The 24,720-nt window shown below is 65.2% G+C and carries 27 protein-coding genes and 1 tRNA gene; 13 read left to right on the forward strand and 15 right to left on the reverse strand.

What is annotated here, in order from left to right; genetic code table 11:
* Window positions 1–91: 91 nt before the first annotated feature.
* A tRNA-Lys gene (locus tag ACSHZY_RS02410) sits at window positions 92–167 on the forward strand.
* Window positions 168–273: 106 nt separating this feature from the next.
* On the opposite strand, the gene ACSHZY_RS02415 is transcribed toward ACSHZY_RS02410, so the two are convergent.
* A complete protein-coding gene (locus tag ACSHZY_RS02415; protein WP_435164859.1) occupies window positions 274–678 on the reverse strand; it encodes a cupin domain-containing protein in 405 nt (134 codons plus the stop codon).
* A gap of 324 nt (window positions 679–1,002) precedes the next feature.
* Here ACSHZY_RS02415 and ACSHZY_RS02420 point away from each other — a divergent pair, with 324 nt between their 5' ends.
* On the forward strand, window positions 1,003–2,514 hold the full coding sequence (locus ACSHZY_RS02420; RefSeq protein WP_435164862.1) for a CoA-acylating methylmalonate-semialdehyde dehydrogenase: 1,512 nt from the start codon (window positions 1,003–1,005) through the stop codon (window positions 2,512–2,514).
* A 47-nt stretch (window positions 2,515–2,561) separates the two neighbouring features.
* Here ACSHZY_RS02420 and ACSHZY_RS02425 read toward each other — a convergent pair whose 3' ends face one another.
* On the reverse strand, window positions 2,562–3,158 hold the full coding sequence (locus tag ACSHZY_RS02425) for a glutathione binding-like protein (protein WP_435164865.1): 597 nt from the start codon (window positions 3,156–3,158) through the stop codon (window positions 2,562–2,564).
* A gap of 74 nt (window positions 3,159–3,232) precedes the next feature.
* The gene (locus tag ACSHZY_RS02430; protein WP_435164868.1) at window positions 3,233–3,646 is read right to left on the reverse strand and encodes a DoxX family protein; all 414 of its coding nucleotides are present in this window, start codon (window positions 3,644–3,646) and stop codon (window positions 3,233–3,235) included.
* Between the two features lie 78 nt (window positions 3,647–3,724).
* On the opposite strand from ACSHZY_RS02430, the gene ACSHZY_RS02435 reads away from it, so the two are divergent.
* The 5 genes from ACSHZY_RS02435 to ACSHZY_RS02455 all read left to right on the forward strand — a co-directional run bounded on the left by ACSHZY_RS02435 (window position 3,725) and on the right by ACSHZY_RS02455 (window position 5,252).
* Window positions 3,725–3,943: a helix-turn-helix domain-containing protein gene (locus ACSHZY_RS02435; RefSeq protein ID WP_435164871.1), complete on the forward strand. Its 219-nt coding sequence runs from the start codon at window positions 3,725–3,727 to the stop codon at window positions 3,941–3,943.
* Window positions 3,898–4,266, forward strand: a complete 369-nt coding sequence (locus ACSHZY_RS02440) for a LysR substrate-binding domain-containing protein (RefSeq protein ID WP_435164874.1) — start codon at window positions 3,898–3,900, stop codon at window positions 4,264–4,266. Before ACSHZY_RS02435 ends, ACSHZY_RS02440 begins: the two co-directional genes overlap by 46 nt.
* Window positions 4,244–4,474, forward strand: a complete 231-nt coding sequence (locus tag ACSHZY_RS02445) for a LysR substrate-binding domain-containing protein (protein WP_435164877.1) — start codon at window positions 4,244–4,246, stop codon at window positions 4,472–4,474. The genes ACSHZY_RS02440 and ACSHZY_RS02445 overlap by 23 nt, the downstream gene beginning before the upstream one ends.
* 6 nt (window positions 4,475–4,480) lie before the next feature.
* Complete coding sequence (locus ACSHZY_RS02450) at window positions 4,481–4,684, forward strand: hypothetical protein (RefSeq protein WP_435164880.1); 204 nt, start codon at window positions 4,481–4,483, stop codon at window positions 4,682–4,684.
* Window positions 4,685–4,748: 64 nt separating this feature from the next.
* Window positions 4,749–5,252 (forward strand): cell wall hydrolase, encoded by a 504-nt coding sequence (locus tag ACSHZY_RS02455; RefSeq protein WP_435164883.1) that lies wholly within the window; start codon window positions 4,749–4,751, stop codon window positions 5,250–5,252.
* Window positions 5,253–5,261: 9 nt separating this feature from the next.
* Here the strand turns inward: ACSHZY_RS02455 and ACSHZY_RS02460 are convergent, their stop codons facing one another.
* The 7 genes from ACSHZY_RS02460 to cyoA are packed head-to-tail and all read right to left on the reverse strand — an operon-like array spanning window position 5,262 to window position 11,968.
* Window positions 5,262–5,792 (reverse strand): response regulator transcription factor, encoded by a 531-nt coding sequence (locus tag ACSHZY_RS02460; RefSeq protein WP_435164886.1) that lies wholly within the window; start codon window positions 5,790–5,792, stop codon window positions 5,262–5,264.
* The gene (locus tag ACSHZY_RS02465; RefSeq protein ID WP_435164889.1) at window positions 5,785–7,029 is read right to left on the reverse strand and encodes an ATP-binding protein; all 1,245 of its coding nucleotides are present in this window, start codon (window positions 7,027–7,029) and stop codon (window positions 5,785–5,787) included. Before ACSHZY_RS02465 ends, ACSHZY_RS02460 begins: the two co-directional genes overlap by 8 nt.
* Window positions 7,026–7,757 (reverse strand): SURF1 family protein, encoded by a 732-nt coding sequence (locus ACSHZY_RS02470; RefSeq protein ID WP_435164892.1) that lies wholly within the window; start codon window positions 7,755–7,757, stop codon window positions 7,026–7,028. Before ACSHZY_RS02470 ends, ACSHZY_RS02465 begins: the two co-directional genes overlap by 4 nt.
* A complete protein-coding gene (gene cyoD, locus ACSHZY_RS02475; RefSeq protein ID WP_435164895.1) occupies window positions 7,754–8,182 on the reverse strand; it encodes a cytochrome o ubiquinol oxidase subunit IV in 429 nt (142 codons plus the stop codon). The genes ACSHZY_RS02470 and cyoD overlap by 4 nt, the downstream gene beginning before the upstream one ends.
* Window positions 8,182–8,799 (reverse strand): cytochrome o ubiquinol oxidase subunit III, encoded by a 618-nt coding sequence (gene cyoC, locus ACSHZY_RS02480; RefSeq protein ID WP_435164897.1) that lies wholly within the window; start codon window positions 8,797–8,799, stop codon window positions 8,182–8,184. Before cyoC ends, cyoD begins: the two co-directional genes overlap by 1 nt.
* Before the next feature lie 3 nt (window positions 8,800–8,802).
* Complete coding sequence (cyoB, locus tag ACSHZY_RS02485; protein WP_435164900.1) at window positions 8,803–10,794, reverse strand: cytochrome o ubiquinol oxidase subunit I; 1,992 nt, start codon at window positions 10,792–10,794, stop codon at window positions 8,803–8,805.
* Between the two features lie 13 nt (window positions 10,795–10,807).
* A complete protein-coding gene (gene cyoA / locus ACSHZY_RS02490) occupies window positions 10,808–11,968 on the reverse strand; it encodes a ubiquinol oxidase subunit II (RefSeq protein ID WP_435164903.1) in 1,161 nt (386 codons plus the stop codon).
* A gap of 161 nt (window positions 11,969–12,129) precedes the next feature.
* Between cyoA and ACSHZY_RS02495 the strand changes: the two genes are divergently transcribed.
* A complete protein-coding gene (locus ACSHZY_RS02495) occupies window positions 12,130–13,458 on the forward strand; it encodes an MFS transporter (RefSeq protein ID WP_435164906.1) in 1,329 nt (442 codons plus the stop codon).
* A gap of 70 nt (window positions 13,459–13,528) precedes the next feature.
* Here ACSHZY_RS02495 and cysN read toward each other — a convergent pair whose 3' ends face one another.
* From cysN to ACSHZY_RS02515, 4 genes are all read right to left on the reverse strand, one after another.
* On the reverse strand, window positions 13,529–15,442 hold the full coding sequence (gene cysN, locus ACSHZY_RS02500) for a sulfate adenylyltransferase subunit CysN (RefSeq protein WP_435164909.1): 1,914 nt from the start codon (window positions 15,440–15,442) through the stop codon (window positions 13,529–13,531).
* Complete coding sequence (gene cysD / locus ACSHZY_RS02505; protein ID WP_435164912.1) at window positions 15,442–16,371, reverse strand: sulfate adenylyltransferase subunit CysD; 930 nt, start codon at window positions 16,369–16,371, stop codon at window positions 15,442–15,444. Before cysD ends, cysN begins: the two co-directional genes overlap by 1 nt.
* A 154-nt stretch (window positions 16,372–16,525) precedes the next feature.
* Window positions 16,526–18,562: a DNA helicase RecQ gene (gene recQ / locus ACSHZY_RS02510; protein ID WP_435164915.1), complete on the reverse strand. Its 2,037-nt coding sequence runs from the start codon at window positions 18,560–18,562 to the stop codon at window positions 16,526–16,528.
* Window positions 18,562–18,849: a YggT family protein gene (locus ACSHZY_RS02515; protein WP_435164918.1), complete on the reverse strand. Its 288-nt coding sequence runs from the start codon at window positions 18,847–18,849 to the stop codon at window positions 18,562–18,564. The genes recQ and ACSHZY_RS02515 overlap by 1 nt, the downstream gene beginning before the upstream one ends.
* Before the next feature lie 118 nt (window positions 18,850–18,967).
* Between ACSHZY_RS02515 and ACSHZY_RS02520 the strand changes: the two genes are divergently transcribed.
* From ACSHZY_RS02520 to arfB, 5 genes are all read left to right on the forward strand, one after another.
* Entirely contained in the window at window positions 18,968–20,284 is a 1,317-nt protein-coding gene (locus tag ACSHZY_RS02520; RefSeq protein ID WP_435164921.1) for an MFS transporter, read from the forward strand.
* Entirely contained in the window at window positions 20,281–21,144 is an 864-nt protein-coding gene (mepA, locus tag ACSHZY_RS02525; RefSeq protein ID WP_435164924.1) for a penicillin-insensitive murein endopeptidase, read from the forward strand. The genes ACSHZY_RS02520 and mepA overlap by 4 nt, the downstream gene beginning before the upstream one ends.
* The gene (locus tag ACSHZY_RS02530) at window positions 21,117–21,980 is read left to right on the forward strand and encodes an esterase-like activity of phytase family protein (RefSeq protein WP_435164927.1); all 864 of its coding nucleotides are present in this window, start codon (window positions 21,117–21,119) and stop codon (window positions 21,978–21,980) included. The genes mepA and ACSHZY_RS02530 overlap by 28 nt, the downstream gene beginning before the upstream one ends.
* Window positions 21,981–22,046: 66 nt before the next feature.
* The gene (locus tag ACSHZY_RS02535) at window positions 22,047–22,670 is read left to right on the forward strand and encodes a queuosine precursor transporter (RefSeq protein WP_435164930.1); all 624 of its coding nucleotides are present in this window, start codon (window positions 22,047–22,049) and stop codon (window positions 22,668–22,670) included.
* A 244-nt stretch (window positions 22,671–22,914) separates the two neighbouring features.
* Window positions 22,915–23,340, forward strand: a complete 426-nt coding sequence (gene arfB, locus ACSHZY_RS02540) for an alternative ribosome rescue aminoacyl-tRNA hydrolase ArfB (RefSeq protein ID WP_435164933.1) — start codon at window positions 22,915–22,917, stop codon at window positions 23,338–23,340.
* A 30-nt stretch (window positions 23,341–23,370) separates the two neighbouring features.
* Here the strand turns inward: arfB and ACSHZY_RS02545 are convergent, their stop codons facing one another.
* Window positions 23,371–24,717, reverse strand: coding sequence for a S41 family peptidase (locus tag ACSHZY_RS02545; protein ID WP_435164936.1), 1,347 nt, complete (start codon window positions 24,715–24,717; stop codon window positions 23,371–23,373).
* Window positions 24,718–24,720 lie beyond the last annotated feature (3 nt).

A 24,720-nucleotide genomic window follows, 5' to 3' on the forward strand; every position in this document is an offset into this window, starting at 1 on the left:
ATATACGCCTCTGGTAATCTTTTTGCCAGAGCTTGTGCATTTTGGTGTTGACCCCCCCGCCGGTAATACGTAATCAGCGCCTCACAGATGTGGGCCCATAGCTCAGTTGGTAGAGCAACTGACTTTTAATCAGTGGGTCACAGGTTCGAATCCTGTTGGGCTCACCACTGTATCCCTTGTCCGGCGGCACCGTCAGGACAGGGACATCTTCCCGAAGTCGATATAACGCAACAGGTTGATCGCTTTGTGGTCGGGTTTTCTGCGGTTTCCCGTTCAGAACGCGGGCAGGGTGCAGGCGCTGACCACCCCCCCGCAGATCTTGCTGCCGATGTTGCGGAACCTGTGGGGCGTGCGGCTGTAAAGTAATACGCGTCCCTGGCGTGAAGGACATGCACCTCCTCGTGGATGGTCACCTCCAGCGTGGCATTCCTCTCCATCATGCGACAGGGCGCGGCGGCCGGGATCGTAGAACTCGTGCAGCATCTGCAGCGCGTGGTCCGACCGTTGCGTGGCCACCAGCAGGTAACGGACGCCCTGTGCCCCTATGTTCAGATGATCGTCGCAGCGGAAGACGCGCGCCTGTTCCTGCGCCAGTTCGAAGCTGAAGAACCGGCCAAGATCCACGGGAATGCCATCGAGGATCTTCTTCAGAACCGACACCGACGGCTGCATCCCCATCGACTCGATCTGCGAGATCGTGCCGCTGCCCCCCTGTCCGCCGCGCCAACTCCCGTTGCGACAAACCGTTCGCCTTGCGCATTGCACGCAGGCGCATCGCGACCAGCGCCTCGGCCAAGGGTTCCGCTTCCATGCCCGCTTTCCCGCTTCGGATCCGAAGCAGGATGATCAGAATCGCCAATGCCGACAACAAAATCCGCCTGGCCCGGAAGCGGCATTGCCGCGCCGGCCAAGGCCGACGACACTTCGCGCCCACAGGACATCGACAGGCTTGTCTCGACACAGGCACACTTCCTGCGCAAGGTCGCCTGAAGGAGAACCATCATGAAAGACCACACCGACATCCCGCAGATCGGCCACTACATCGGCGGCCAGATCACGCCCGGCACGGGCGACCGCACGCAGCCGGTGACGAACCCCGCGACCGGCCGGATCACGGGCGCGGTCGCGCTGGCGGATGCCAGCACCGTGGACCGTGCCGTGGCCGCCGCGAAGGCCGCCTTTCCCGCCTGGGCCGACATGCCCCCCATCCGCCGCGCGCGTCTGATGAACGCCTTCCTGGCCCTGGTGCGCGAAAACAAGGATGCGCTTGCCCACGCCATCACGGCCGAACATGGCAAGGTCTTCACCGACGCCCAGGGCGAGGTGGAGCGTGGCATCGACATCATCGAATTTGCTTGCGGCATCCCCCAGCTTCTGAAGGGCGACTACACCGATCAGGTGTCCACCGGGATCGACAACTGGACGCTGCGCCAGCCCTTGGGCGTGGTGGCCGGGATCACGCCGTTCAACTTCCCCGTCATGGTGCCGATGTGGATGTTCCCCGTCGCGATCGCCGCGGGAAACACCTTCATCCTGAAACCCTCTCCCACCGATCCTTCGGCGTCGCTGCTGTATGCCGAGCTGATGCGGAAGGCGGGCTTCCCGGACGGCGTGTTCAACGTCGTGCAGGGCGACAAGGTGGCGGTCGACGCGTTGCTGGAGCATCCGGACGTGAAGGCGGTGTCCTTTGTCGGATCCACCCCCGTCGCCAACCACATCTATGAAACGGGCGCGCGGCACGGCAAGCGCATGCAGGCGCTGGGTGGGGCCAAGAACCACCTGATGGTCATGCCTGACGCCGACATGGACAAGGCCGTGGACGCGCTGATCGGGGCCGGCTACGGCTCGGCCGGGGAACGCTGCATGGCGATTTCGGCCGTGGTGATGGTGGGCGACGCGGCCGATCGGCTGATCCCCGCCCTGAAGGCGCGGGCCGAGACGCTGAAGATCCGCAACGGGGTGGAACTGGACGCCGAGATGGGCCCCATCGTCACCGCCGCCGCGCGCGACCGGATCGCAGGTTACATCGACGCGGGCGTCGCCGAGGGCGCGGAACTGGTCGTCGACGGCCGCAGCTTCACCGTTCCGGGCCATGAGGACGGCTTCTGGCTGGGCGCCACCCTGTTCGACCATGTCACGCCCGACATGAAGATCTACCGCGAGGAAATCTTCGGGCCGGTCCTGTCCTGCCTGCGCGTGGACACCTTCGCCGAAGGGCTGAAGCTGATCAACGACCACGAATTCGGCAATGGCGTCTCGCTGTTCACGCGCGACGGCCATCTGGCGCGGGAATTCGGACGTCAGGTGCAGGTGGGCATGGTGGGCATCAACGTCCCGATCCCGGTGCCCATGGCGTGGCACGGCTTTGGCGGCTGGAAGCGCAGCCTGTTCGGCGACATGCACGCCTATGGCGAGGAAGGGGTCCGCTTCTACACCAAGCAGAAGTCGATCATGCAGCGCTGGCCCGAAAGCATCGTGGAAGGCGCCGAATTCACGATGCCCGTGTCGAAGTAACCCGTGTCGGATCGGCCGGGGATTACCCCCGGCCGGTTCTTCGGCCTTCAGATCAGGCCTTCTTCCTTCATGGCACGCTGCACGGCCGGACGGGCCAGCACGCGTTCGCGCAGCGCGCAGGCCTTGGGATAGGCGCTCAGATCCACGTTCTTGGCAAAGCCCCAGTTCATGATGACCGCCAGATAGGCATCGGCCTGCGTGAACTCGCCCAGCCAGTAGTCGCCGGTCAGCATCTCCTCCATCTGCGCCATGCGACGGTTGATCTTCTTCGTGACGGCGGCCAGCGCGTCCGGCGTCAGGTCCGGGGCGAACAGGCCCCCGAAGGCGTCGTGCAGGTCGCTGCAGAAGGCCAGCGCTTCCTGAAGACGGGCACGCTCGATGGAGCCTTGGGCCGGCTTGAACGCGGCCACATCGGAACGGTCGCCCACATATTGCAGGATCGCCGCGTTCTGGGTCAGCACTTCGCCATCTTCCAGACGCAGGGCGGGCACCGCGCCGCGCTTGGTGATCGTCAGGAAGTCGGTGCCCGTCGCGGTCTTCTTGGTCTTCAGGTCCACCGCTTCCAGATCATAGGCCAGATCCGCTTCGGCCAGGGTGATGTGAACGCTCAGCGAACAAGCCCAGGGAGAGTAGAAGAGTTTCATCGGATGGTCCTTTCGATGGCTTCATCGCAGGCAGGAGTAGCGGGTGTTCCCCGACAAGTCAGCAGGGGCCGGGATCACATTGGCGGGCATCGCCCCGAGGGGCGACTTGAAAAGGCCGGGGCCTTGCACGAGGTGAAGACCTCGCGGTGCAGATAGATCAGGACGCCCAGGATCAGGCCGATGACGACGGCATGGATCCAGTCCATGTGCAGCACGGCCACCAGCGCCACGAAGGCGCCGATGTCGACCACCAGCACCACCATCGCGCCATAGGCAGAAACGGCCGGGATCAGGACAGCGAGGCCCCCGACCAGTTCCATAAGGCCGGTGAAACAGCGGAACCACTGGCCAAGGCCGACATGGTCGAATTCAGCCACCATCATCGGCTGGCCGCTCAGCTTCATGAAACCGGCCGCCAGAAAGGCCGCCGCGATCAGCACGCGCAGAACCCACAGGGCCACGGTGGCGGCCTTGGATCTTTGCGTCATTCTTTCTTCATCCCGGATCATGTTGCGGCAAGGCATGGGCGTGCGATTCGTACCGAAAACTGGGCATAAGACACTTTGATGATCCGATATTGCGATGGAGTGGGTGTGGAGCCTGCCATTGCCGGCCTGACGCTGGATCAGCTGACGATCTTCCTCGCCGTGGCGGAGCAGGGACGCTTCTCTGCCGCCGCCCGGCATCTGCGGCGGACGCACTCCGCCATCACCTATGGCATCCAGAACTTGGAACGCAGATGGGGACCGAACTGTTTGGCCGCTCCTCCTATCGGCCTGCGCTGACGGCGGCGGGGCCCGTCCTGCTGCCGCAGGCGCAACGGATCGTCAGCGGGGTGCAGGATTATCGCCCTCAGGCGCACGACCTTCTGGCCGGGGTCGAGGCGCGCCTGACGCTGGTCGCGGATGTGACGGCGCCTGCGGATCTGGTCACCGCCACCCTGAAGGCCTTCTATGCCGAATTCCCGAGGGTGGAGCTGGTGCTTCTGACCCGCGTCCTCGACAACACCTTCTTGGCGCTTCAGGACGGGACGGCCGATCTGGGCGTGGTCATCGCGCCCCCCGCCTATCGTCTTCTGGAGGGGGGTGGAGTTTCGCACCTTCGGTGAGCTCTCGCTGGTCCCGGTCGCGGCGCCGGATCATGCGCTGGCGCGGGCGGATCGTCCGCTGGCCGAAAACGACCTGCGCGACCACACGCAGCTGATGCTGTCCTCCGGCACCCTGACCGCGTCCGATCATTCGGGCGTCGGCCTCAACCGCTGGCGCATCCACGACCTTCACATGCGCCACCGCCTTCTGCTGGCCGGCATCGGATAAAGCAGCATGCCCAGCCACATGATCGTAGAGGATCTGCGGCAAGGGTGGCTGGTCCGGCTGGATCTGGACCCCACCGCCGAAAACGCCTTCGGATTCCGGGTGCCGCTGGCCTGTGCCCATCTGCGGTCGCGGACGCTGGGCCCCGCCGGTCGCTGGCTGTTCCAGCGCCTGATGGCGGACGGGGCGCACCCGCCGCCGCAGGACGGTTGAAGGACAGGGCCCGACCTTGCTAAGGTTCTGACAAAAAGCAGGTTCAGGCAGCAGGTCCCCCCGGATGACATCTTTCACACGAATGTTGCGACGGGGCCTTCCGGTCGCCGCGCTGGCCCTGCTGATGGGCTGCGGCATCTTCCATCGCCCTACGGAGCTGGAGTGCATGGAGCGCGCGATGTATTTCGAATCCAATCGCTCCAGCCGCGACGGGATGATCGCGGTGGGCAGCGTCGTGATGAACCGGGTGGAGTCGGGGAATTACCCCCGGTCAGTCTGCGGCGTCGTGGCGCAGAAGAAGCAGTTCGCGCCCGGCGTCATGTCGCGCCGGATGGACAGCCGCTCTGCCCCCCGCATCCGCGAGGCGGCGGTGTCCGTGTTGCGCGGCGAACGCCACCCGCTGATCGGCAACGCGCAGTTCTTCCACACCGCCGGATATCGCGCCGGCTACAACAACATGCACTATGTCCTCGTGACCGGCGGGAACGCCTTCTACGAACGGCGCAAGCGCGAACGGGTCACTCAGCCCACGCCCCCTGCCCCGATCGAGGGGATCACCGGCTGGTAGGACGACGCCCTAGCGCACCTGCCACTTTTCCAGCTTCCGGGCCAGCGTCCGGCGGTGCATCCCCAGCCGCCGCGCGGTTTCGGAGATGTTGAAGTCGGTGGCCACCAGCGTTTCGTGGATCCGCTCCCATTCCAGCGTCTTGATCGTGGTGGGCTGGGTGGCGGCCGCCACGCCCGTGTCTCCCGCGCCGCGCTGAAACGCGTCCAGGATGTCGTCGGTGTTCGACGGCTTCGTCAGGTAGTGGCAGGCGCCCAGCTTGATCGCTTCCACCGCCGTGGCGATGCTGGCAAAGCCGGTCAGCACCACGATCAGCATGTCCGGATCGTACCGGTGCAGCTGGTCCACGCAGACAAGGCCGGACCCACCGGCCAGCTTCAGGTCCACCACCGCATGGGTGGGGCGCTGCGCTTCCAGAACAGTGGCCAGACCCTCCGGCCCCGTCGCATGCACCACCTGATAGCCGCGCTTTTCCAGTGAGCGTTTCAGCGTGGCGGCGAAATCCTCGTCATCCTCCACCAGCAGGATCAGACCTTCAGGCATCGTGTCTCCTCAGCGCCAGGGATTCGAGCGGCAGGCGCAACGTCACTTCGGCCCCGCGCGGGCGGTTGGCGACGATCACGTCGCCCCCCAGCTTGCGAAGGGCGCTGACCGTCAGGAACAGCCCCAAACCCCGCCCGGGGCGGTCCTTGGTGCTGCGATAAGGACGACCGATGTCGGCCAGAATCTCGGGCGTGAAGCCGGGACCGCGATCCTCCACGATAAGAACCAGATCGTCGCCCGCACGTTCCACGGTCAGCCGCACCCATTGCGGCGACACTTCATAGGCATTGTCCAGCACGTTCATCAGCATCTTGGTCAGCGTCGTATCGAGGACGATCTGCATGTCCGGCCCGAAGTCGTTCCGGACGATCAGGCCCTCGAAGTCGCGCAGGTCGGCCCAATCCTCGGCCAATTGCTCGATGAAGCGGTGAACGGTCGTCGGATGGGGCGATTCGCCCCGCGCCTCGCCCGAGGTCATGAGGATGCCGGTCACGATGGCCTTGCAGCGGTCCACGGCCTTCTGCATGGCCGCGATCTCCTCGCGCTGCTCCGGGTCCGTCACCGAATGGCGCCAGTCGCCAAGGATCACCGAGATCGACGCCAGCGGCGTGCCCAGTTCATGCGCGGCACCCGAGGCGAAAAGGCCCATCCGCACGATCTGGTCCTCCTCCACCGCGCGCTGGTGCATGATCGCCAGACGCTGGGTCCGGTCGCGCAGGTTGGCCGTGATCCGCGTCATGAAGGCGGCAATCAGCACCGCGTCCACCACAAGCGCGAACATCAGGCCGATGATGTAGATGGGGAACAACTCCAACCCCTCGGGCAGGGTGAAGGTGTAGTGGAAGGGGATCAGCAGGCCCAGCATAACCACGACCAGCCCCACCAGCGCCCAGGTGACGGCGCGCGGCAGCAAGACGGCGGACAGGGTGATCTGCAGCAGGTAAAGGATGGTAAAGGGATTGGTGGCCCCGCCAGACAGCGCCAGTTGCGTCGTCAGCGCGAGGACATCAACCACCATTTCCGACGCGGCGGCCCACCGCCAGTTGCGGAACCGCGTGCGGCTGATCAGGTTCATCACGATCAGGACGGCCAGCACGCCATACATCGGCACCAGCGGAAGATTGATACCAAGGAAGATGTGCACGACGCTGATGGCGGCGATCTGGCCGGCCACCGCCAGCCATCGCAACTGCACCAGAAGGTTGAGGTTGCGGCCGTCCGCAACCTCATCGGTCAAGAGTCGCGCCGCAAACGCCATTCATGCCACCCCACGAAGACTGACACCCCCGCCAGCCCAAGTGCCAGCGCGAACCATGTCAGCGCATAGCTCAGATGCGAGTTGCGGAACTGCACAACCGTCAGCCCACCGACCGGCGCCGCATCGCCCGAACGTGCGGCGTCGATGAAGAACGGGGCCACGTTGGTCAGCCCCTGCGCCTGGGCGATGGCGGCCACGTCGCGGGAAAACCAGCGGTCGGCGACCGGATCGTTGCTGCGCAGGAAGCCGCCCTTCGGTTCGGTGATGCGCAGAAGGCCCGACACCACCTGCTCACCTTCAGGGCGTGTATAGTCGTTGCGCGTCGCCGCCGGAACGAAACCGCGGTTGATCAGATAGGTGGCGTCACCAGCCACCAGCGGGGTCAGGACCCAAAAGCCCGCGCCTTGTTCGGTCACGGCCTGCGTCAGCACCGCCTTGTCGTTCAGAAACTGCCCCTGCACCTGCACCTTGCGGTATTCGGCCGATTCCCGCGTGACGGCGGCCCATTCGTCCGATTCGGGTGCCGGAACGGCCGGGGCGTCAAGACGCGCCTCCACCCGTTCGATCAGGGCCGTCTTCCAGGCCAGGCGCTGCACCTGCCAGACACCCAAAGACAGCAGAAGGGCGACCCCTGCTGCTGCCAGAACCGCCAGAACGGCCAGTGTCAGGGCAGAGCGGGGCCGACGATCCGTCCCCGCCCCGTTCACCTCGGGCTTTCCGGTTCGCCGCTGCCCTGCCCTTCGGGGGCATAGGCGCCAAGGTTTCCGCCCATCTCGTGGTTGGGCATCATGTTGGCGTTCATGTTGAACATGACCCAGACGGAACCCGCGATCATGATGATGACGACTACCAGCGTGAACACGGTGGAGGTCAGCGTCCAGCCTTCCTCGGCGTGCGGGGTGACGTGCAGGAAGTAGATCACGTGGACGATGACCTGCACGGCGGCGAAGGCGGCCACCAGAAGGATCGTGGCCGTGCGATTTTCCAGCACTTCGCCCATCACCAGCCAGAACGGGATGACCGTCAGGATCACCGACAGCACGAAGCCCGTCATGTAGGATTTCATCGAGCCGTGATCGTGCTCCGCGCCGTGATGGTCGTCATGCGCGTGGGTGTGTGCGTGATGTGCCATCAAACCATCCTCACCAGATAGACGAAGCTGAAGACGCCGATCCAGATGACGTCCAGGAAGTGCCAGAACAGGCTGAGGCAGGACAGCCTGCGCTGCATTGCGGTCGTCAGGCCGAACTTGCGGACCTGGAAGACCAGCGTGAACAGCCAGACCAAACCGAAGGTCACGTGCAGACCGTGCGTGCCGACCAGCAGGAAGAAGGCCGACAGGAAGGCCGAACGCTGCGGACCCGCCCCCTCGTGGATGAGGTGGTGGAATTCGTAAAGCTCGATCCCCAGGAAGCAGGCGCCGAAGACGGCCGTCACCAGCAGCCAGCCGATGACCTGCTTCGAATTGTGGCGCTGCATCGCCAGCATCGCGAACCCGTAGGTGATCGAGGAGAACAGCAGCATCGCCGTGTTCACCGCGATCAGGTCCAAATCGAACAGTTCCTTCGGGCCGGGCCCGGCGGCATAAGCGCCGCCGAGAACCGCATAGGTCGCGAACAGGACCGAGAAGATGAGGCAGTCGCTCATCAGGTAGATGTAGAAGCCCAGCAGCGTGCTGGCGCCTTCGGGGTGATGCGGCTCTTCCGTCAGGTGGAAGGCGCCGTCTTTGGGCAAGGTTACAGTGCTCATGTCTTACACCTGCGAGGCGAGCAGCTTCGTGCGCGCGGCTTCGGTTTCGGCGACCTCCTCGGCCGTGATGTAGAAGTCACGGTCGCGGTTGTAGGTGTGGTAGATCGCGTAGGCGAGCATGGCCACGAAGGACAGGGCCGCGAGCCACCACATGTACCAGATCAGGGCGAAGCCGCAGATCGTGGCAAGGCCGGCCAGGATCACACCGGCTTCGGTGCTGCGCGGCATGTGGATCGGACGGTAACCACCGGCCGGACGCTCGTACTTCTTGTTCTTCATGTCATGCCAGCTGTCGATCTCGTAGACGACCGGCGTGAACGCGAAGTTGTAGCTGGGCGGGGGCGAGGACGTGGCCCATTCCAGCGTGCGTCCGTTCCAGGGGTCGCCCGTCAGGTCGCGCAGCTTGTCGCGCTGCAGGATCGACACGGCGATCTGGATCAGGAAGGCCGCGATGCCGATGGCCACCAGCGACACGCCGAACATGGCGCAGTACATCCAGGGCGCCAGGCTCGGATCCTCGAACACGCGCATGCGGCGGGTGACGCCCATCAGGCCCATGACGTAAAGCGGTGTGAAGGTGAACCAGTAGCCCAGCACCCAGCCCCAGAACGACACCTTGCCCCAGAACTCGTTCAGCTTGAAACCGAAGGCCTTCGGGAACCAGTAGTTGATGCCCGCGAACACGCCGAACACGACGCCGCCGATGATCACGTTGTGGAAGTGGGCGACCAGGAACAGCGAGTTGTGCAGCACGAAGTCGGCCGGAGGCACGGCCAGCAGAACGCCGGTCATCCCGCCCACGGTGAAGGTGATCATGAAGGCGATCACCCAGTACATCGGCAATTCGAACCGGATGCGGCCCTTGTACATCGTGAACAGCCAGTTGAAGATCTTCGCACCCGTCGGGATGGAGATGATCATCGTGGTGATCCCGAAGAACGAGTTCACGGACGCGCCCGACCCCATCGTGAAGAAGTGGTGCAGCCAGACGAGGTAGGACAGGATCGTGATGACGACCGTCGCGTAGATCATCGAGGTGTAGCCGAACAGACGCTTGCCCGAGAAGGTCGACACGACCTCGGAATAGACGCCGAACAGCGGCAGGATGAGGATGTACACCTCCGGGTGGCCCCAGATCCAGATGAGGTTGACGTACATCATCGGGTTGCCGCCGAGGTCGGCGGTGAAGAAGTTCGTGCCGACATAGCGGTCCAGCGTCAGCAGGACCAGAACGGCCGTCAAGATCGGGAAGGAGGCGACGATCAGGATGTTCGTGCACAGCGCCGTCCAGCAGAAGATCGGCATCTTCGTCATGGTCATGCCGGGCGCGCGCATCTTGACGATGGTCACCAGCAGGTTGATGCCCGACAGCGTGGTGCCCACACCGGCGACCTGAAGGCCCCAGATGTAATAGTCCACGCCCGTCGACGGAGAGGCGCCGATCCCCGACAGCGGCGGGAAGGCCAGCCAGCCGGTTTGCGCATATTCACCTATGAACAGCGACAGCATGGTCAGCACCGCGCCACCCACTGTCATCCAGAACGAGAAGTTGTTCAGGAACGGGAAGGCCACGTCGCGCGCGCCGATCTGCAGCGGCATGATGAAGTTCATCAGGCCGGTGACGAAGGGCATCGCCACGAAGAAGATCATGATGACGCCATGCGCCGTGAAGATCTGGTCATAGTGGTGGGCGTTCAGATAGCCCTCCCCCCCGTCGAAGGAGAGGGTCTGCTGAAGACGCATCATCAGCGCGTCGGCAAAGCCGCGCAGCAGCATCACGATGCCCAGCACCATGTACATGATGCCGATCTTCTTGTGGTCGATGCTGACGACCCAGTTGGTCCAGAATGGCCCCCAGAGGCGGTAGTAGGTCATGGTCCCCAGCAGCACCACGCCCAGAACCGCAACGGCCGCGAAGGTGCCGATGAGAATCGGCTCGTGGATCGGGATGGCAGCCCAGGTCAGGCGGCCAAAGATGAATTCGGTTAGGGTCATTGCGCCTGTTCCGTCAAAGGGCCTGTGCGCGCTGAGGCGCAGAAAGAAGGGTGAATGTGGGCGTCAGCGACATGCCGGGCTTCAGACCGTGACCACGCAGCGGGCTCGTGTCCCGGGCCGCGACAATCACCTGGTCCTGGCCGTACACGCGCTGCGAGTCCAGCACGGTGCAGAAGGCGTCGACCACGACCGGCTGCGAACCGAAGGGCGTCGGGCCGCGGGTGAAGACCTTCTGCGTGAGTTCGGTCACGTTGAGCGTGCCGGCCATGCCGAAGCCGCCCACCTCGTCCACGGCCATCATCTCGTCCACGCACATGCGGTTGGCGTCGACGCAGCGGTTCAGGACCGCGTGCCACAGATCGGGTGCGACATTGCCGAAATACATCACCGGAACGGCCTCGGACGGCTTTTCCAGTTCGGCGTAGCGGGCGCGGTCCAGCGCGCCGCCTTCGGTGCGGACCTTTTCGATCCAGCTGTCGAAGCCAGCCTGCGGCAGGGCCTGCGTGTCGAAGCGCATGTGCGAGAAGCCGTGGCCCGAATAGTGCGACGAGAAGCCCTCATAGGTGCCCTCGTTGTTCAGGACGCCGTTCAGCTTCGTTTCCATCGCGGGCATGGCATAGATCATGCCGGCCATCGCGGGGATGTAGAAGGCGTTCATCACCGAGGTCGCGGTCATCGTGAACTCGACGGGACGGTCCACCGGAACGGCCAGTTCGTTGATCGTCGCGACGCCGTATTCCGGGTAGATGAACATCCACTTCCAGTCCATCGCCACCACCTGCACCTGAAGGGGTGCGTAGTCTTCCGTGATCGGCTTGTCGGCCGCGATCCGGTCCAGTGGGCGGTAGGGATCGAGCAGGTGCGTGCCGACCCAGGTCAGCGCGCCCAGCGCGATGATGATCATCAGGGGGGCGGCCCAGATCACAAGCTCCAGCCGGGTGGAGTGGTGGAATTCGGGATCGTATTCGGCGTCCTTGTTCGATTCGCGGTATTTCCACGCGAAGAAGATGACCAGCGCGATCACCGGGATGATGATCAGCAGCATCAGAAGCGTGGAAATCACGAGCACGTCGCGCTGCTGTGCGGCAATGTCCCCTGCAGGGGCCAGAACCACGGGTTTGCAGGCGGCTATGAAGGCAAGGGGCGCCAAGGCGGCGAGACGGAGGCTTTTCACGGCGAATCCATTCGGAACGGTCGGACTTGCGGCCGAGGTGGCGTTTGTATGCCCTCGAGTAATCCTGAAGGCGCGACGACAACATTGGACAATTTGCCCAATCCAAAGTCTACTTCGAAAAAGGCACAGAGCATATCAACCTATCCAACGGAGTTGAGGACGTGAGCACCCCTGCATCAATTACGGGAGAGCGGGACGCGCGCCGCCTGCACGACGAAGGTCACGGACACGAGGCCGACCCCGGCGAAATGTCCATCGGCGTCATCATCGGACGGTCCGCCGAGTTCTTCGATTTTCTGGTCTTCTCGATCGCCTGCGTCCTGGTCTTCCCGGCCCGCCTGTTCCCGTTCGTCGATCCCCTGACGGGAACGCTGTACGCCTTTGCCGTCCTGTCTTTGGCATTCATCGCGCGGCCCTTCGGTTCGGCCTTCTTCATGTGGGTGGACCGCACCTACGGCCGCAGCGCCAAGCTGACCTCCGCGCTGTTCATGCTGGGCACATCCACGGTCGCCTTCGGCCTGATCCCCACCTACGAGGTGCTGGGAAGCTGGGCCATCATCATCCTGTGCATCCTGCGCCTGGCGCAGGGTTTTGCCCTTGGTGGCGCCTGGGACGGCCTCGCCTCGCTTCTGGCGCTGAGCGCGCCGGAAAAGAAGCGCGGCTGGTACGCGATGATTCCGCAGCTGGGCGTCCCGATCGCGCTGATCGTGTCGGCCGGCCTCTTTGTCTATCTGGTGATGAGCGTGTCGCAGGCCGACTTCATCGACTGGGGCTGGCGCTATCCGTTCTTCGTGGCCTTCGCGATCAACGTCGTGGCCCTGTTCTCCCGTGTGCGCCTGGTCGTGACCCCGGAATACGAGGAGATGTTCAAGAAGGCGGAACTCGCGCCCCGCGGCTACCGGGAAACTTTTGCCAACCAGGGTCGCAACATCCTGGCCGGTGCCCTGACGCCGCTGGCGGGCTTTGCACTGTTCCACATGATGACCGTGTTCCCGCTGGCCTACGTGTACCTGTTCACGGACAACAGCCCGGTCGGCTTCCTGACCACGCTGCTGCTGGGCGCCTTCGTGGGCCTCTTCTCCACCATCGCCTCGGGCCTCCTGTCGGACCGTATCGGCCGTCGCACGCTGCTGACCTGGAGCACGATCGGCATCGCGATCTTCGCCGTGATCGGGCCGTTCCTTCTGTCCCTGGGCGGTGCCGGTCAGACGCTGTATGTGGTCGTGGGCTTCATCCTGCTGGGCCTCAGCTTCGGCCAGTCCTCGGGCGCGGTTGCGTCCAGCTTCGGTCCGAAATACCGCTACTCCGCCTCAGCCATCACGTCGGATCTGGCCTGGGTTGCGGGTGCGGGCTTCGCGCCGCTGGTCGCCCTTTACCTGACGGCCACGCTGGGCATCTGGGCGGCGGGCGCCTACCTGCTTTCGGGCGCGATCGGCACGATGTTCGCGCTGCGCCTGAACCGCATGAGCTCGGAGATGGGTCGTCACTGACCCCCTCCCCTTCCAAAGAAAAAGCCCCGCTTCCGCGGGGCTTTTTTTTATCGGTCAGATTTGCTGCGCCTCAGGTGCGCAACAGGTGATCCACGATCATCTCCGCCGCCTCTTCGGCCGTCATCTCGGCCGTGTTGACGGTAACTTCCGCATTCTGCGGCTCCTCGTACGGGCTGTCGATGCCGGTGAAGTTCTTCAACTGCCCGGCCCGCGCCTTCTTGTAGAGGCCCTTCACGTCACGGCTTTCCGCGATCGCCAGCGGCGTGTTCACGAACACCTCGATGAACTCCCCTTCGGCCATCAGGTCGCGGACCATCCGGCGTTCCGACCGGAAGGGAGAGATGAAGGCCGTCAGCACGATCAGGCCCGCATCCGTCATCAGCCGGGCCACCTCGCCCACGCGGCGGATGTTCTCCACCCGGTCGGCGTCGGTGAAGCCAAGGTCGCGGTTCAGGCCGTGGCGGACGTTGTCGCCGTCCAGCAGGAACGAATGCCGCCCCATCGAATGCAGCTTCTTTTCCACCAGGTTGGCGATGGTGGACTTGCCCGATCCCGACAGGCCGGTGAACCACACGACCCGCGCCTTCTGGCCCTTTTGCTGGGCATGGGCGTTGCGGTCGATGTCCACGGCCTGCCAGTGGATGTTCTGCGACCGGCGCAGCGCGAAGTGGATCAGGCCGGCGGCCACCGTCGCGTTCGTCATCCGGTCGATCAGGATGAAGCCGCCCATCGTCCGGTCGTCGTCGTAGCTTTCGAAGACCAGCGGACGGTCGGTGGAGATGTTGCACACCCCGATCGCGTTCAGCTTCAGCGTGCGGGACGGCAACTGCTCGGCCGTGTTGACGTTCACCTCGTATTTCGGCTCGGTGATCGTGGCGGTCACGGATTGCGTGCCCAGCTGCAGGATGTAGGGACGGCCGGGCAGCATCTCGTGCTCGTCCATCCAGATCAGCGTCGTCTCGAACTGGTCGGCCACCTCAGGCGGGCTGTCCGCCGTCGCGATGACGTTGCCGCGCGAACAGTCGATCTCGTCCTGGAAGGTCAGCGTCACCGCCTGCCCCGCCACGGCCCGGTCCAGGTCGCCGTCGAAGGTCACGATCGACTTCACGATGGAGGTCTTGCCCGACGGCACGACCCGCACCGCATCCCCCGGCTTCACCTCACCCGAGGAGATGGTGCCGGAGAACCCGCGGAAGTCGAGGTTCGGGCGGTTCACCCATTGCACCGGCATGCGGAACGGACGCTGCAGCGCGCTGCGGTCCGACAGCGGCACCTCCTCCAGATGGGCCATCAGAGTGGGACCGGTGTACCAGTCCATGCCCGTCGAACGGTCGACGATGTTGTCGCCCTTCAGGCCCGAAATCGGGATCGCCGTGAAGTCCCTGATCCCGATGGAGGTCGCGAAGTCGCGGTAATCGGCCACGATCTGGTCAAACCGCTCTTGGCTGTAGCCGACAAGGTCCATCTTATTGACCGCCAGCACCACGTTCGGAATGCCCAACAGGTTCACGATATAGCTGTGACGGCGCGTCTGGGTCAGGATGCCCTGCCGCGCGTCGATCAGGATCACGGCCAGATCGGCGGTGGAGGCGCCGGTGACCATGTTGCGGGTGTACTGTTCATGGCCAGGGGTGTCGGCCACGATGAACTTGCGCTTGTCGGTCGCGAAGAAGCGGTAGGCCACGTCGATGGTGATGCCCTGTTCGCGTTCCGCAGCCAGACCGTCCACCAGAAGCGCGAAGTCGATCTCCTGCCCTTGGGTGCCGACGGCCTTCGAATCCTTCGACAGTGTGGCCAGCTGGTCTTCGAAGATCATCTTGCTGTCGTACAGAAGACGGCCGATCAGCGTGGACTTGCCGTCATCCACCGACCCGCAGGTGATGAAGCGCAGCATCGTCTTGTGCTGGTGCTTGGACAGATAGGCGTCGATGTCTTCCGCGATCAGCGCGTCGACCTTGTATTCCTGCGTCTGTTCGATCGACATCAGAAGTAACCTTCCTGCTTCTTCTTTTCCATCGAGGCGGCGCTGTCATGGTCGATCGCGCGGCCCTGCCGCTCGGACGTGGTGGTCAGCAGCATTTCCTGGATGACTTCGGACAGCGTGGCCGCTTCCGATTCCACCGCACCCGTCAGAGGATAGCAGCCCAGCGTGCGGAAGCGGATGGACCGCAGTTCCGGCGTCTCGCCCTCGCGCAGCGGGAAACGGTCGTCGTCCACCATGATCAGAAGGCCGTCGCGTTCCACCACGGGGCGCGGGGCCGAGAAGTACAGCGGAACGATCTCGATCCCTTCCAGCTGGATGTATTGCCAGATGTCCAGTTCGGTCCAGTTCGACAGCGGGAAGACCCGGATCGATTCGCCCTTGGACTTGCGGGCGTTGTACTGGCTCCACAGTTCCGGCCGCTGGTTCTTGGGGTCCCAGCGGTGGTTGGCCGACCGGAACGAGAAGACGCGTTCCTTGGCACGGGACTTCTCCTCGTCGCGGCGGGCGCCGCCGAAGGCCGCGTCGAAGCCGTAATGGCTCAGCGCCTGCTTCAGGCCGTCGGTCTTCCACATGTCGGTGTGAAGCGATCCGTGGTCGAAGGGGTTGATCCCCTTTTCCATCGCCTCGGGGTTGTGATGGACCAGAAGCTGCATCCCGGCATCCGCCGCCGCCTTGTCGCGCAGCTTGTACATTTCCCGGAACTTCCAGGTCGTGTCCACGTGCAGCAGCGGGAACGGCGGGGGGGAGGGATAGAAGGCCTTCTTGGCCAGATGCAGCATGCAGGCCGAATCCTTGCCTACGGAATACAGCATCACCGGATTCGTCGCGGTCGAAACGACCTCACGCATGATCTGGATGCTTTCGGCTTCAAGCCGCTGCAGATGGGTCAGTTGCCGGTCATCGAGTGCCATGGTCGCCTTCTCGGACAAGTCTGGGGTGCAAGTGTCGTGCGTATCCTTGTCGTGCCACGCTCTTAACGCAACCGAAAGGTATCAATGTGAAAAAAATCCAAGGTTCGCAACGGGGCGCTGTGGCGGAACATCGCCGTCCTGCCGGGTGGGCTGGAAGGAACGACGTTCTCCGTCACTCCGTCTCCAGCACCGATAGGAAAGCAGGGCCGAACCGTTCCAGACGCGCTTCGCCCAGATCGCCGGCGCGGTCCAGCTCCTCCAGCGTGGCAGGCCGACGCTCCGCGATCCGTCTCAGCGTCGTGGTGGACAGGCTCATCGGCTTGGCCGTCCCGTCCTCGCCCCGCATCAGCCGCAGATGCTCCTCGGCAAGGCGGTCGTACAGCACGCCCGCGTCGCGACCGGCCAGCCGGCGGCGCTGGGGGTGCATCGGCTCTACCGAGCCGTTGATCACCTGAAGGAACACGTCGCCATAGCTTTCCAGCTTGCGCGCGCCGACACCGCTGATTCGCGCCATGTCGTCCAAGGTCGCGGGCCGGGTTTCCGCCATCTCGGCCAGGGTCCGGTCGGTGAAGATGACATAGGCGGGCACGTTCTGCGCCTCGGCCAGCGCGCGGCGCTTGGCTTTCAGCGCCGACATCAGGGGCGCCGCCTCATCGCTGACCAGCGTCTTGACGACGTTGCGGGTGGCGGCCTTGTCCACGGTGTCGCGGCGCAGGGTGATGTTCTGTTCGCCCTTCAGGATGGGCAGGGCCTCGTCCGTCATCCGCAGCGCACCATGGCGTTCAGGATCGGGGCGCACAAGATCGCGGCCCATCATCTGGCGGAACACGGCACCCCAAGCCCCCTTCGACAGATCCTTGCCCACCGCAAAGGTGGGCAGGTCGTCATGCCGACGCTCCTTCACCTTGTCGGTGCGGTTGCCGGTCAGGATGTCGATCAGGTGGCCGGTGCCGAACCATTCGCCCGTGCGCAGGATGGCCGACAGCGCCTTTCGCACCGCCTCCGTCGCGTCGAACGTGTCCACCGGGCGGTCGCAGATGTCGCAGTTGCCGCAGGGCTCCGACGTTTCGCCGAAATAGCGCAACAGGCCCTGACGGCGGCAGCTCATCGCCTCGGCCAGCCCCAGAAGCGCGTTCAGGCGGGCGTGATCGGCGGCCTTGCGTTCGGGCGGGGCCACGCTTTCGTCGATCTGGCTGCGGCGCAGGCGGATGTCGTCGGGGCCGTAAAGGGTCAGCGTCTCGGCGGGCGCCCCGTCGCGGCCCGCCCGTCCGATCTCCTGATAATAGCCTTCGATGGTCTTGGGCAGGTCGGCATGGGCCACCCAACGGATGTCGGGCTTGTCGATCCCCATGCCGAAGGCCACCGTGGCCACCACGATCAGCCCGTCCTCGCGCTGGAAACGCGTTTCCACCATGCGGCGTTCCTCGGGGTCCATCCCGCCGTGGTAATGGCAGGTCGGGTGCCCCGCCTCGGCCAGCGCGCGCGACAGGGTTTCCGTCTTGGCGCGCGTGGCGGCATAAACGATGCCCGACAGCCCCTTGCGACGGCTGGCCCAGTCCAAAATCTGCTTGCGCGGACTGTCCTTCACCGCGAAGGCCAGATGGATGTTCGGCCGGTCGAAGCCGCGCAGGAAGGTCGCGGGCTGCTCGCCCCCGAACAGCCGTTCCACGATCTCGGCCTGCGTTTCGGCGTCGGCGGTGGCCGTGAAGGCCGCCAGCGGCACGTTCAGCGACCGGCGCAAGGCCCCGATCCGCAGATAGTCGGGGCGGAAGTCGTGGCCCCACTGGCTCACGCAATGCGCCTCGTCCACGGCGATCAGGTTCACGCCCACGCGCCGCAGCATGCCTTCGGCCACGCCCAGCCGTTCCGGCGCCATGTAAAGAAGCTTCAGCCGCCCTTCGTCCAGCGCGGAGAATACCTCCTCGTTCTCAGACTCCGTGTTGGCCGAGGTGAGGGCGCCGGCCTCCACCCCCACTTCGCGCAAGCTGCGCACCTGATCCCGCATCAGCGCGATCAGGGGGGAGATGACAACGGTCACGCCCTCCCGGCTCAGCGCCGGGATCTGGTAGCACAGCGACTTGCCGCCGCCCGTCGGCATGATGGCCAGCGTGTTGCGGCCTTCCGTGACCGCCTCCACGATCTCGGCTTGGCCGGGGCGGAAGTCGTCGAAGCCGAAGACCTCGCGCAGCAGCGTCGCAGGGGTGGGCATCAGATGAGATAGCCCGCGTTGTTCGTGATGACGATGCGCAGGGCATAGACCGCCAGCAGCGCGATCAGCGGCGCCAGATCAAGGCCGCCCATCGCGGGCAGGATGCGGCGGATGCGGCCATAGACCGGCTCCAGGAGGCGGTTCAGGCCTTCCCAGATCTGGTAGACCACGGGCTGGCGCAGGTTCAGCACGCCGAAATTGATCAGCCAGCTCATGATCACATGGGCAAGGATGATGAACTGCACGACGCTGAGGATCAGCAGGAGGATCTGGAGCAGGGATACCATGGGCCGGCCTGTAAGGAACTGTTGGCCCAGAGGTAAGCAATCCCGTGCCCCGGCACAACATCCCGCCTTGCCACACCCCCCTCTTTCACGCTTGATGCGGCCAATCACGGGGGCGGTCATGCGCAGGACGATCTGGGGCTGGTATTTCTTCGATTGGGCCAGCCAGCCCTATGCCACGCTGCTGACCACCTTCATCTTTGCCCCCTACATGGCGCGGATCATGGGCGACGGCACGGCGGCGCAGACGGTCTGGGGCTACGGGCTTGCGGCGGCGGGGCTGCTGATTGCGCTGGGCTCCCCCCTTCTGGGGGCGGTGGCGGACCGGTCGGGTGGGCATCGACGGTTCCTGCTGGTCTTCTCGGCCATGTACATGCTGGGGGCGTGGGGGCTGTGGTGGGCCGAACCGGGGCAGCCGCGCGTGGTGTGGACCATCGGCTGCTTTGCGCTGGGCCTGATCGGGATGGAATACGCCACCAGCTTCACCAACGCCCTGATGCCGAAACTGGCGGCGCGCGGCGATCTGGGGCGCCTTTCCGGCTCCGGCTGGGCGTTCGGCTATGCGGGCGGGGTCGTGGCCCTGATCCTCGTGCTGCTGTTCCTGCAAGAGGGGCCGGAGGGCACGACCCTCGTCGGCCTCGCCCCCGCCTTCAGCCTTGATCCCGCGATGGCCGAGGGGACACGCGCCGTCGGTCCCTTCACCGCGCTGTGGTATGCGGTCTTCATCCTGCCCTTCTTCGCCTTCGTGCCCATGCCCCCGGCAGGACCGGACGGCATTTGTACCGCCTTGCGCCACGCCTGGCCCGACCTGAAGGCCAGCCTGCGCCGCCTACCGCAGAACCGCCCGCTGGCCGGGTTCCTTGGCGCGTCGATGCTGTATCGCGACGCGCTGAACGGCATCTACGCCTTTGGCGGCATCTACGCCGTGGGGGTGCTGGGCTGGCAGGTGCGGGATGTGGGGATCTTCGGCATCCTGGCCGCGATCACCGGGGCCTTGGGCGCGTGGATGGGCGGGCGGGCCGACAGCCGTTTCGGTCCCCGCCCCGTGATCGTGGGCAGCCTGCTGGCGCTGATGGGGTGCGCGCTGTGCGTGGCGGGCATCGGGCCGGCCCGCATCTTCGGCCTGCCCGTGCCCGCCCTGGCGCCGACCCTCGCCTTCTATGCCGTCGGGGCCGTGATCGGCGCGGCCGGCGGCGCGCTTCAGGCGGCCAGCCGCACGGCGCTGATCGACCGCGCCGATCCCACCCGCATGACCGAAGCGTTCGGCCTTTACGCCCTGTCCGGCAAGGCCACGGCGTTCCTGGCGCCGCTGGCCATCGGATTCGCCACGCAGATCAGCGGATCCCAGCGGATCGGGGTGCTGCCGGTCATCGTGCTCTTCCTTGCGGGGCTGGGGCTGCTATGGTGGGCCGACATGACCCGCAGGCCCCGAACATGATCCGATCCCTTGCCGTAGCGCTCAGCCTCGCGCTGGCCCTTCCCGCAGGGGCCGAAACGCCAGCCTCGACGCTGTTCGGCGCGGCGTCGACGTCCACCCATGGCGCAGCGCAGGCCATCGGCTTCTACAGCCGCGGCTGTGCCACGGGTCTTGTGCCACTGCCCGAAACCGGCCCGACCTGGCAAGCCATGCGCCTGTCGCGCAACCGCAACTGGGGCCAGCCGGAAATGGTGGCCTTCCTGCAGCAACTGTCGGTCGCGGCCACGAAGATGGGCTGGCAGGGGCTTTACATCGGCGACATTGCGCAACCGCGGGGCGGCCCCGCTCCTTCCGGCCATGCCAGCCACCAGACAGGGCTGGACGCGGACATATGGCTGCGGATGCCCGACACGCTGCGCCTGTCCCCTGCAGCACGCGAGGATCTGCCTTTCGTGTCCGTCCTGCGCGACCGGCGCACCGTCAACGCCTATTGGACGCCGCGCCACCGGGCGCTGGTGCAGTCGGCGGCGATGGACCCGCGCGTGGACCGCATCTTCCTGAACGCCGCCATCAAGATGGAGATGTGCCGCACGGCCACGCCCGCCGATGCGGCCTGGCTGCAGAAAATCCGCCCGGCCGCCGGGCATGACGAACACATGCACGTCCGCCTGCGCTGCCCCGCCGGCAGCCGCACCTGCGCGCCGCAAACCCCGTCCGTGGCCGAACTGTCGCAGGGCGGAAGCGGCTGCGACGCCTCGCTCGCGTCGTGGCTGGAGGACCGCCCGGCCCCGGCCCCCTCTGCCCCGGCGCGCACCCATCCGCGCGAATACGCCTTGTCCGATCTTCCAGCCCAATGCTCCGCCGTCTTGCGCGCGCGCTGATCGCGGTTCCTTTGCTGGTTGTTCTGGCGGCCGTCGGATCTTGGAAACTTCCGGCCGGGGGGCAGCACGCGGCCACCTTCCGCTGGCACATGGAGGATCCGCGCTTCGGGGGCTTTTCCTCGATCCGGCTGGACCGGGACGGGCGCGGCTTCACCACGATCACCGACAAGGGCGACTGGCTGAAGGGCACGCTGCTGCGCGACGGCACCCGCATCGTCGGCGTGAAGGCAGGACCCCTGACCGCCCTGCGCGACGTCAAGGGCCGCCCCGTGGCCCCCGCCGAATCCGACAGCGAAGGATTTGCCTTCGCGCCCGACGGGTCCGTCTTCGTCACCTTCGAACAGCGGACGGGCCTGCGCCGCTATCCCACGATCGAAGGCGTGCCGCAGGTGATCGACGACAGGCCGTTCCACACCCTGCCCTTCAACGCGGGGCTGGAGGCGCTGACCTTCGACGGCTCCGACCTGCTCACTATTCCCGAAGCGCCCAACGACGGCACCTTCACCGTCTGGCGGCTCCACGGCACATGGCGGCGCGACTTCATGATCCCCGAACGCGGCATCTTCCGCGTGGCCGACGCTGACGTGTTTGAAGGTCATCTCTACATCCTGGAACGCGCCTTCTTCGGCTTCGGCTTTTCCAGCCGCGTCCGCCGCTTCGACCTGGACGGCGGGGGGGAGATTACGCTCCTGACCTCGCGCCCCGGGAAGTTCGACAATCTGGAAGGCTTGTCGGTTTGGCGCGACGGGGCGGACACCGTACTGACCATGATCTCGGACGACAACTTCATCCCGGTCGAGCGAACGGAATTCGTGGAATACCGCTTCCCCGACTGAACGTTTTCGGCTATAGGCGCGGCCTTCCTCCAGGTTCTCCGCCACCCTGCCAAAACGGATCATTCCATGACGCGTCCCCTCATTCCGCTGATCTTCGCCATGGCGGCGACAGTCGTCGCCTCCAACATCCTCGTGCAGTTCGTGCTGGGCGACTGGCTGACCTGGGGGGCGTTCAGCTATCCACTGGCCTTCTTCGTCAACGACATCACCAACCGCCTTTACGGCGCCCGCGCCGCGCGCAAGGTGGTGATCGCGGGCTTCCTGACGGGTCTGGCCTGCTCTCTGGTGGGCACGCAGATCGAAGGCGCTTTCGGGCCGCTGGTGTCGTTCCGCGTGGCGCTGGCTTCGGCCACGGCGTTCTTCGTGTCGCAGATGCTGGACGTGTTCGTGTTCGACCGGCTGCGCCACGCATCCTGGTGGCGCGCGCCTGCGATTTCCACGCTCCTCGGCTCCACCCTCGACACGGCGCTGTTCTTCACGATCGCCTTCTCAGCCTGGCTGACCGTCCTGCATCCCGCGACCGATGTGGCTTGGGCGAACGAGCTGGTTCCCCTTCTGGGCACCGGTCCTGCCCTGCCCTTGTGGATGTCGCTGGCCGCCGCCGACTGGTGCGTCAAGATCGTGCTCGCAATTGTGGCGCTTTTGCCCTTCCGGATGATTGTCCGCCGGATGACGACATCTCTTGCGTGATGACCGTTGACATCCACCACATCTGTGCCAACCTTTGTGGTATCGGCAACACATTTGAAAGGAGGTGATCCAGTGTCTAGAGTGATATTGGAGAGAGGTGTCGGGACAGTCGGAGGGCTCATCGGCTAGGGGCAGCCCCCTGGCAGACGGACCATACGATTGGGGTGATTCCTAACTGGCTCATCTCCTTGGATCTCGGAAAGGGTCGTCCGTATGGCGACCCTTTCTCTGTTTTTGAACGATCATGCTGCACATCAACGACACCATTTTCATCGCCGACTGGGAGCTGACGGAAAACTTCGTCCGCGCCTCGGGTCCTGGCGGGCAGAACGTGAACAAGGTGTCCACGGCGGTCGAACTGCGGTTCGAGGCCGAACGCTCGCCCCATCTTTCGGCGCCGGTAAAGACGCGGCTGAAACGGCTGGCCGGACGGCGCTGGACGCTGGAAGGCGCGCTGATCCTTCAGGTGGACGAAACGCGGTCGCAGGCCCGCAACCGCGAGATCGCGCGCGAACGGCTGGCCGACCTGATCCGTCAGGCGCTGGTGGCGCCCAAGCGCCGCATTCCCACGAAGCCCACGCTGGGCAGCCAGCGCCGCCGGCTGGCGGCAAAGGCGAATCGCGCCCAGATCAAGGCCGGACGCGGCACGATCGCGGACGACGACGGATAAGGAAACGGGCGCCAAAGCGCCCGCCTTGTGTCACTTGCCTTCCACCACGGACAATCCGCGCAGGATGTCCACGGCATAGGCCAGCTGGTAATCCTCCTCGCGCAGCTTCGCCGTCTCCTCGACCAGCGCGCGATCGGCTTCCATCTGCTTCTTCTCCTCCTCGGTCATCGAGTCGTTGGACAGGATGCCCCGCAGGCTCGATTCCGACCGCATCGGCATGGAGGAGGCGGTGGTGTCCGCATCCTCCGGCGTGGTTTCGGGATCGCGGCGCGGCTGGTCCACCACGATGTCGGGCGACACGCCCAGCGCCTGGATCGACCGGCCCGACGGGGTGTAATAGCGCGCCGTCGTCAGGCGCATCCCGCCATCACCGCGCACCGGGATGACCGTCTGGACCGACCCCTTGCCGAAGCTTTTCGTGCCGACCACGATGGCCCGCTTGTGGTCCTGCAGCGCGCCCGCCACGATTTCCGAGGCCGAGGCCGAGCCGCCGTTGATCAGCACCACGATGGGCTTGCCCTGCGCCAGATCGCCCGCCGTCGCGTTGTAGCGTTCGTTGTCCTGCGCGTTCCGCCCGCGGGTGGACACCACCTCCCCTTCGTTCAGGAAGGCGTCGGACACCTTGATCGCCTGCGTCAGCAGACCGCCGGGGTTGTTGCGCAGATCAAGGACGATGCCGTTGACATTGTCCATGCCGCCCAACTCCTCGACGCGCTTGGCCAGTTCGGATTCCACCCCCGGATAGGTCTGGTCGTTGAAGGTGGACACCCGCAGCACGATCGTGTGGCCGCCCACGGTGCTGGTGCGCACGGCCGTCAGCTTGATCGTGTCGCGCATCATGGACACGTCGAACGGCTCGGCCCGGCCTTCGCGCACGATGGTGACCACGATCTCGGACCCGACCGGGCCGCGCATCTTGTCCACAGCCTCGTCCAGCGGCAGCCCTTGCAGGGATTCGCCGTCCACGGCCGTGATGAAGTCGCCCGGCTCGATCCCGGCGGCGGCGGCGGGGGTGTCGTCCATCGGCGTCACGACCTTGACGAACCCGTCCTCCTGCGTGACCTCGATCCCGAGGCCGCCGAATTCGCCGCGCGTCTGCACCTGCATGTCGGTGAAGTCGTCCGGTGGCATGAAGGAGGAATGCGGATCCAGCGAGGTGAGCATGCCGTTGATGGCGGCCTCGATCAGCTTCTTCGAATCGACCTCTTCGACATACTGGTTGCGGATCCGCTCGAACGCGTCCCCGAACAGGTCCAGCTGCTCATAGACCGAGGACTCCTGCTTCTGTTCCTGCGCGATCAGCGGCGCGGCCATCTGCGTGGTGGCCAAGACCCCTGCCACGGTGCCGCCCAGGGCGGCCAGAACATATTTCCTCATACC

Origin of the sequence: Falsirhodobacter sp. 1013, from assembly GCF_051195255.1 — a bacterium.
Classification (GTDB): Bacteria; Pseudomonadota; Alphaproteobacteria; order Rhodobacterales; family Rhodobacteraceae; genus Falsirhodobacter.

Coding starts and splice junctions, on each gene's coding strand:
- ACSHZY_RS02425 (WP_435164865.1), bottom strand. CDS start 3,158: ATGAAACTCTTCTACTCTCCCTGGGCTTGTTCGCTGAGCGTTCACATC.
- ACSHZY_RS02545 (WP_435164936.1), bottom strand. CDS start 24,717: ATGAGGAAATATGTTCTGGCCGCCCTGGGCGGCACCGTGGCAGGGGTC.
- ACSHZY_RS02450 (WP_435164880.1), top strand. CDS start 4,481: ATGCCCAGCCACATGATCGTAGAGGATCTGCGGCAAGGGTGGCTGGTC.
- ACSHZY_RS02440 (WP_435164874.1), top strand. CDS start 3,898: ATGGGGACCGAACTGTTTGGCCGCTCCTCCTATCGGCCTGCGCTGACG.
- ACSHZY_RS02520 (WP_435164921.1), top strand. CDS start 18,968: ATGCGCAGGACGATCTGGGGCTGGTATTTCTTCGATTGGGCCAGCCAG.
- ACSHZY_RS02420 (WP_435164862.1), top strand. CDS start 1,003: ATGAAAGACCACACCGACATCCCGCAGATCGGCCACTACATCGGCGGC.
- cysN (WP_435164909.1), bottom strand. CDS start 15,442: ATGTCGATCGAACAGACGCAGGAATACAAGGTCGACGCGCTGATCGCG.
- ACSHZY_RS02530 (WP_435164927.1), top strand. CDS start 21,117: ATGCTCCGCCGTCTTGCGCGCGCGCTGATCGCGGTTCCTTTGCTGGTT.
- arfB (WP_435164933.1), top strand. CDS start 22,915: ATGCTGCACATCAACGACACCATTTTCATCGCCGACTGGGAGCTGACG.
- ACSHZY_RS02515 (WP_435164918.1), bottom strand. CDS start 18,849: ATGGTATCCCTGCTCCAGATCCTCCTGCTGATCCTCAGCGTCGTGCAG.
- cyoC (WP_435164897.1), bottom strand. CDS start 8,799: ATGAGCACTGTAACCTTGCCCAAAGACGGCGCCTTCCACCTGACGGAA.
- mepA (WP_435164924.1), top strand. CDS start 20,281: ATGATCCGATCCCTTGCCGTAGCGCTCAGCCTCGCGCTGGCCCTTCCC.
- ACSHZY_RS02455 (WP_435164883.1), top strand. CDS start 4,749: ATGACATCTTTCACACGAATGTTGCGACGGGGCCTTCCGGTCGCCGCG.
- ACSHZY_RS02430 (WP_435164868.1), bottom strand. CDS start 3,646: ATGACGCAAAGATCCAAGGCCGCCACCGTGGCCCTGTGGGTTCTGCGC.
- cyoB (WP_435164900.1), bottom strand. CDS start 10,794: ATGACCCTAACCGAATTCATCTTTGGCCGCCTGACCTGGGCTGCCATC.
- ACSHZY_RS02460 (WP_435164886.1), bottom strand. CDS start 5,792: ATGCCTGAAGGTCTGATCCTGCTGGTGGAGGATGACGAGGATTTCGCC.
- ACSHZY_RS02415 (WP_435164859.1), bottom strand. CDS start 678: ATGGGGATGCAGCCGTCGGTGTCGGTTCTGAAGAAGATCCTCGATGGC.
- ACSHZY_RS02435 (WP_435164871.1), top strand. CDS start 3,725: ATGATCCGATATTGCGATGGAGTGGGTGTGGAGCCTGCCATTGCCGGC.
- cyoD (WP_435164895.1), bottom strand. CDS start 8,182: ATGGCACATCACGCACACACCCACGCGCATGACGACCATCACGGCGCG.
- recQ (WP_435164915.1), bottom strand. CDS start 18,562: ATGCCCACCCCTGCGACGCTGCTGCGCGAGGTCTTCGGCTTCGACGAC.
- ACSHZY_RS02535 (WP_435164930.1), top strand. CDS start 22,047: ATGACGCGTCCCCTCATTCCGCTGATCTTCGCCATGGCGGCGACAGTC.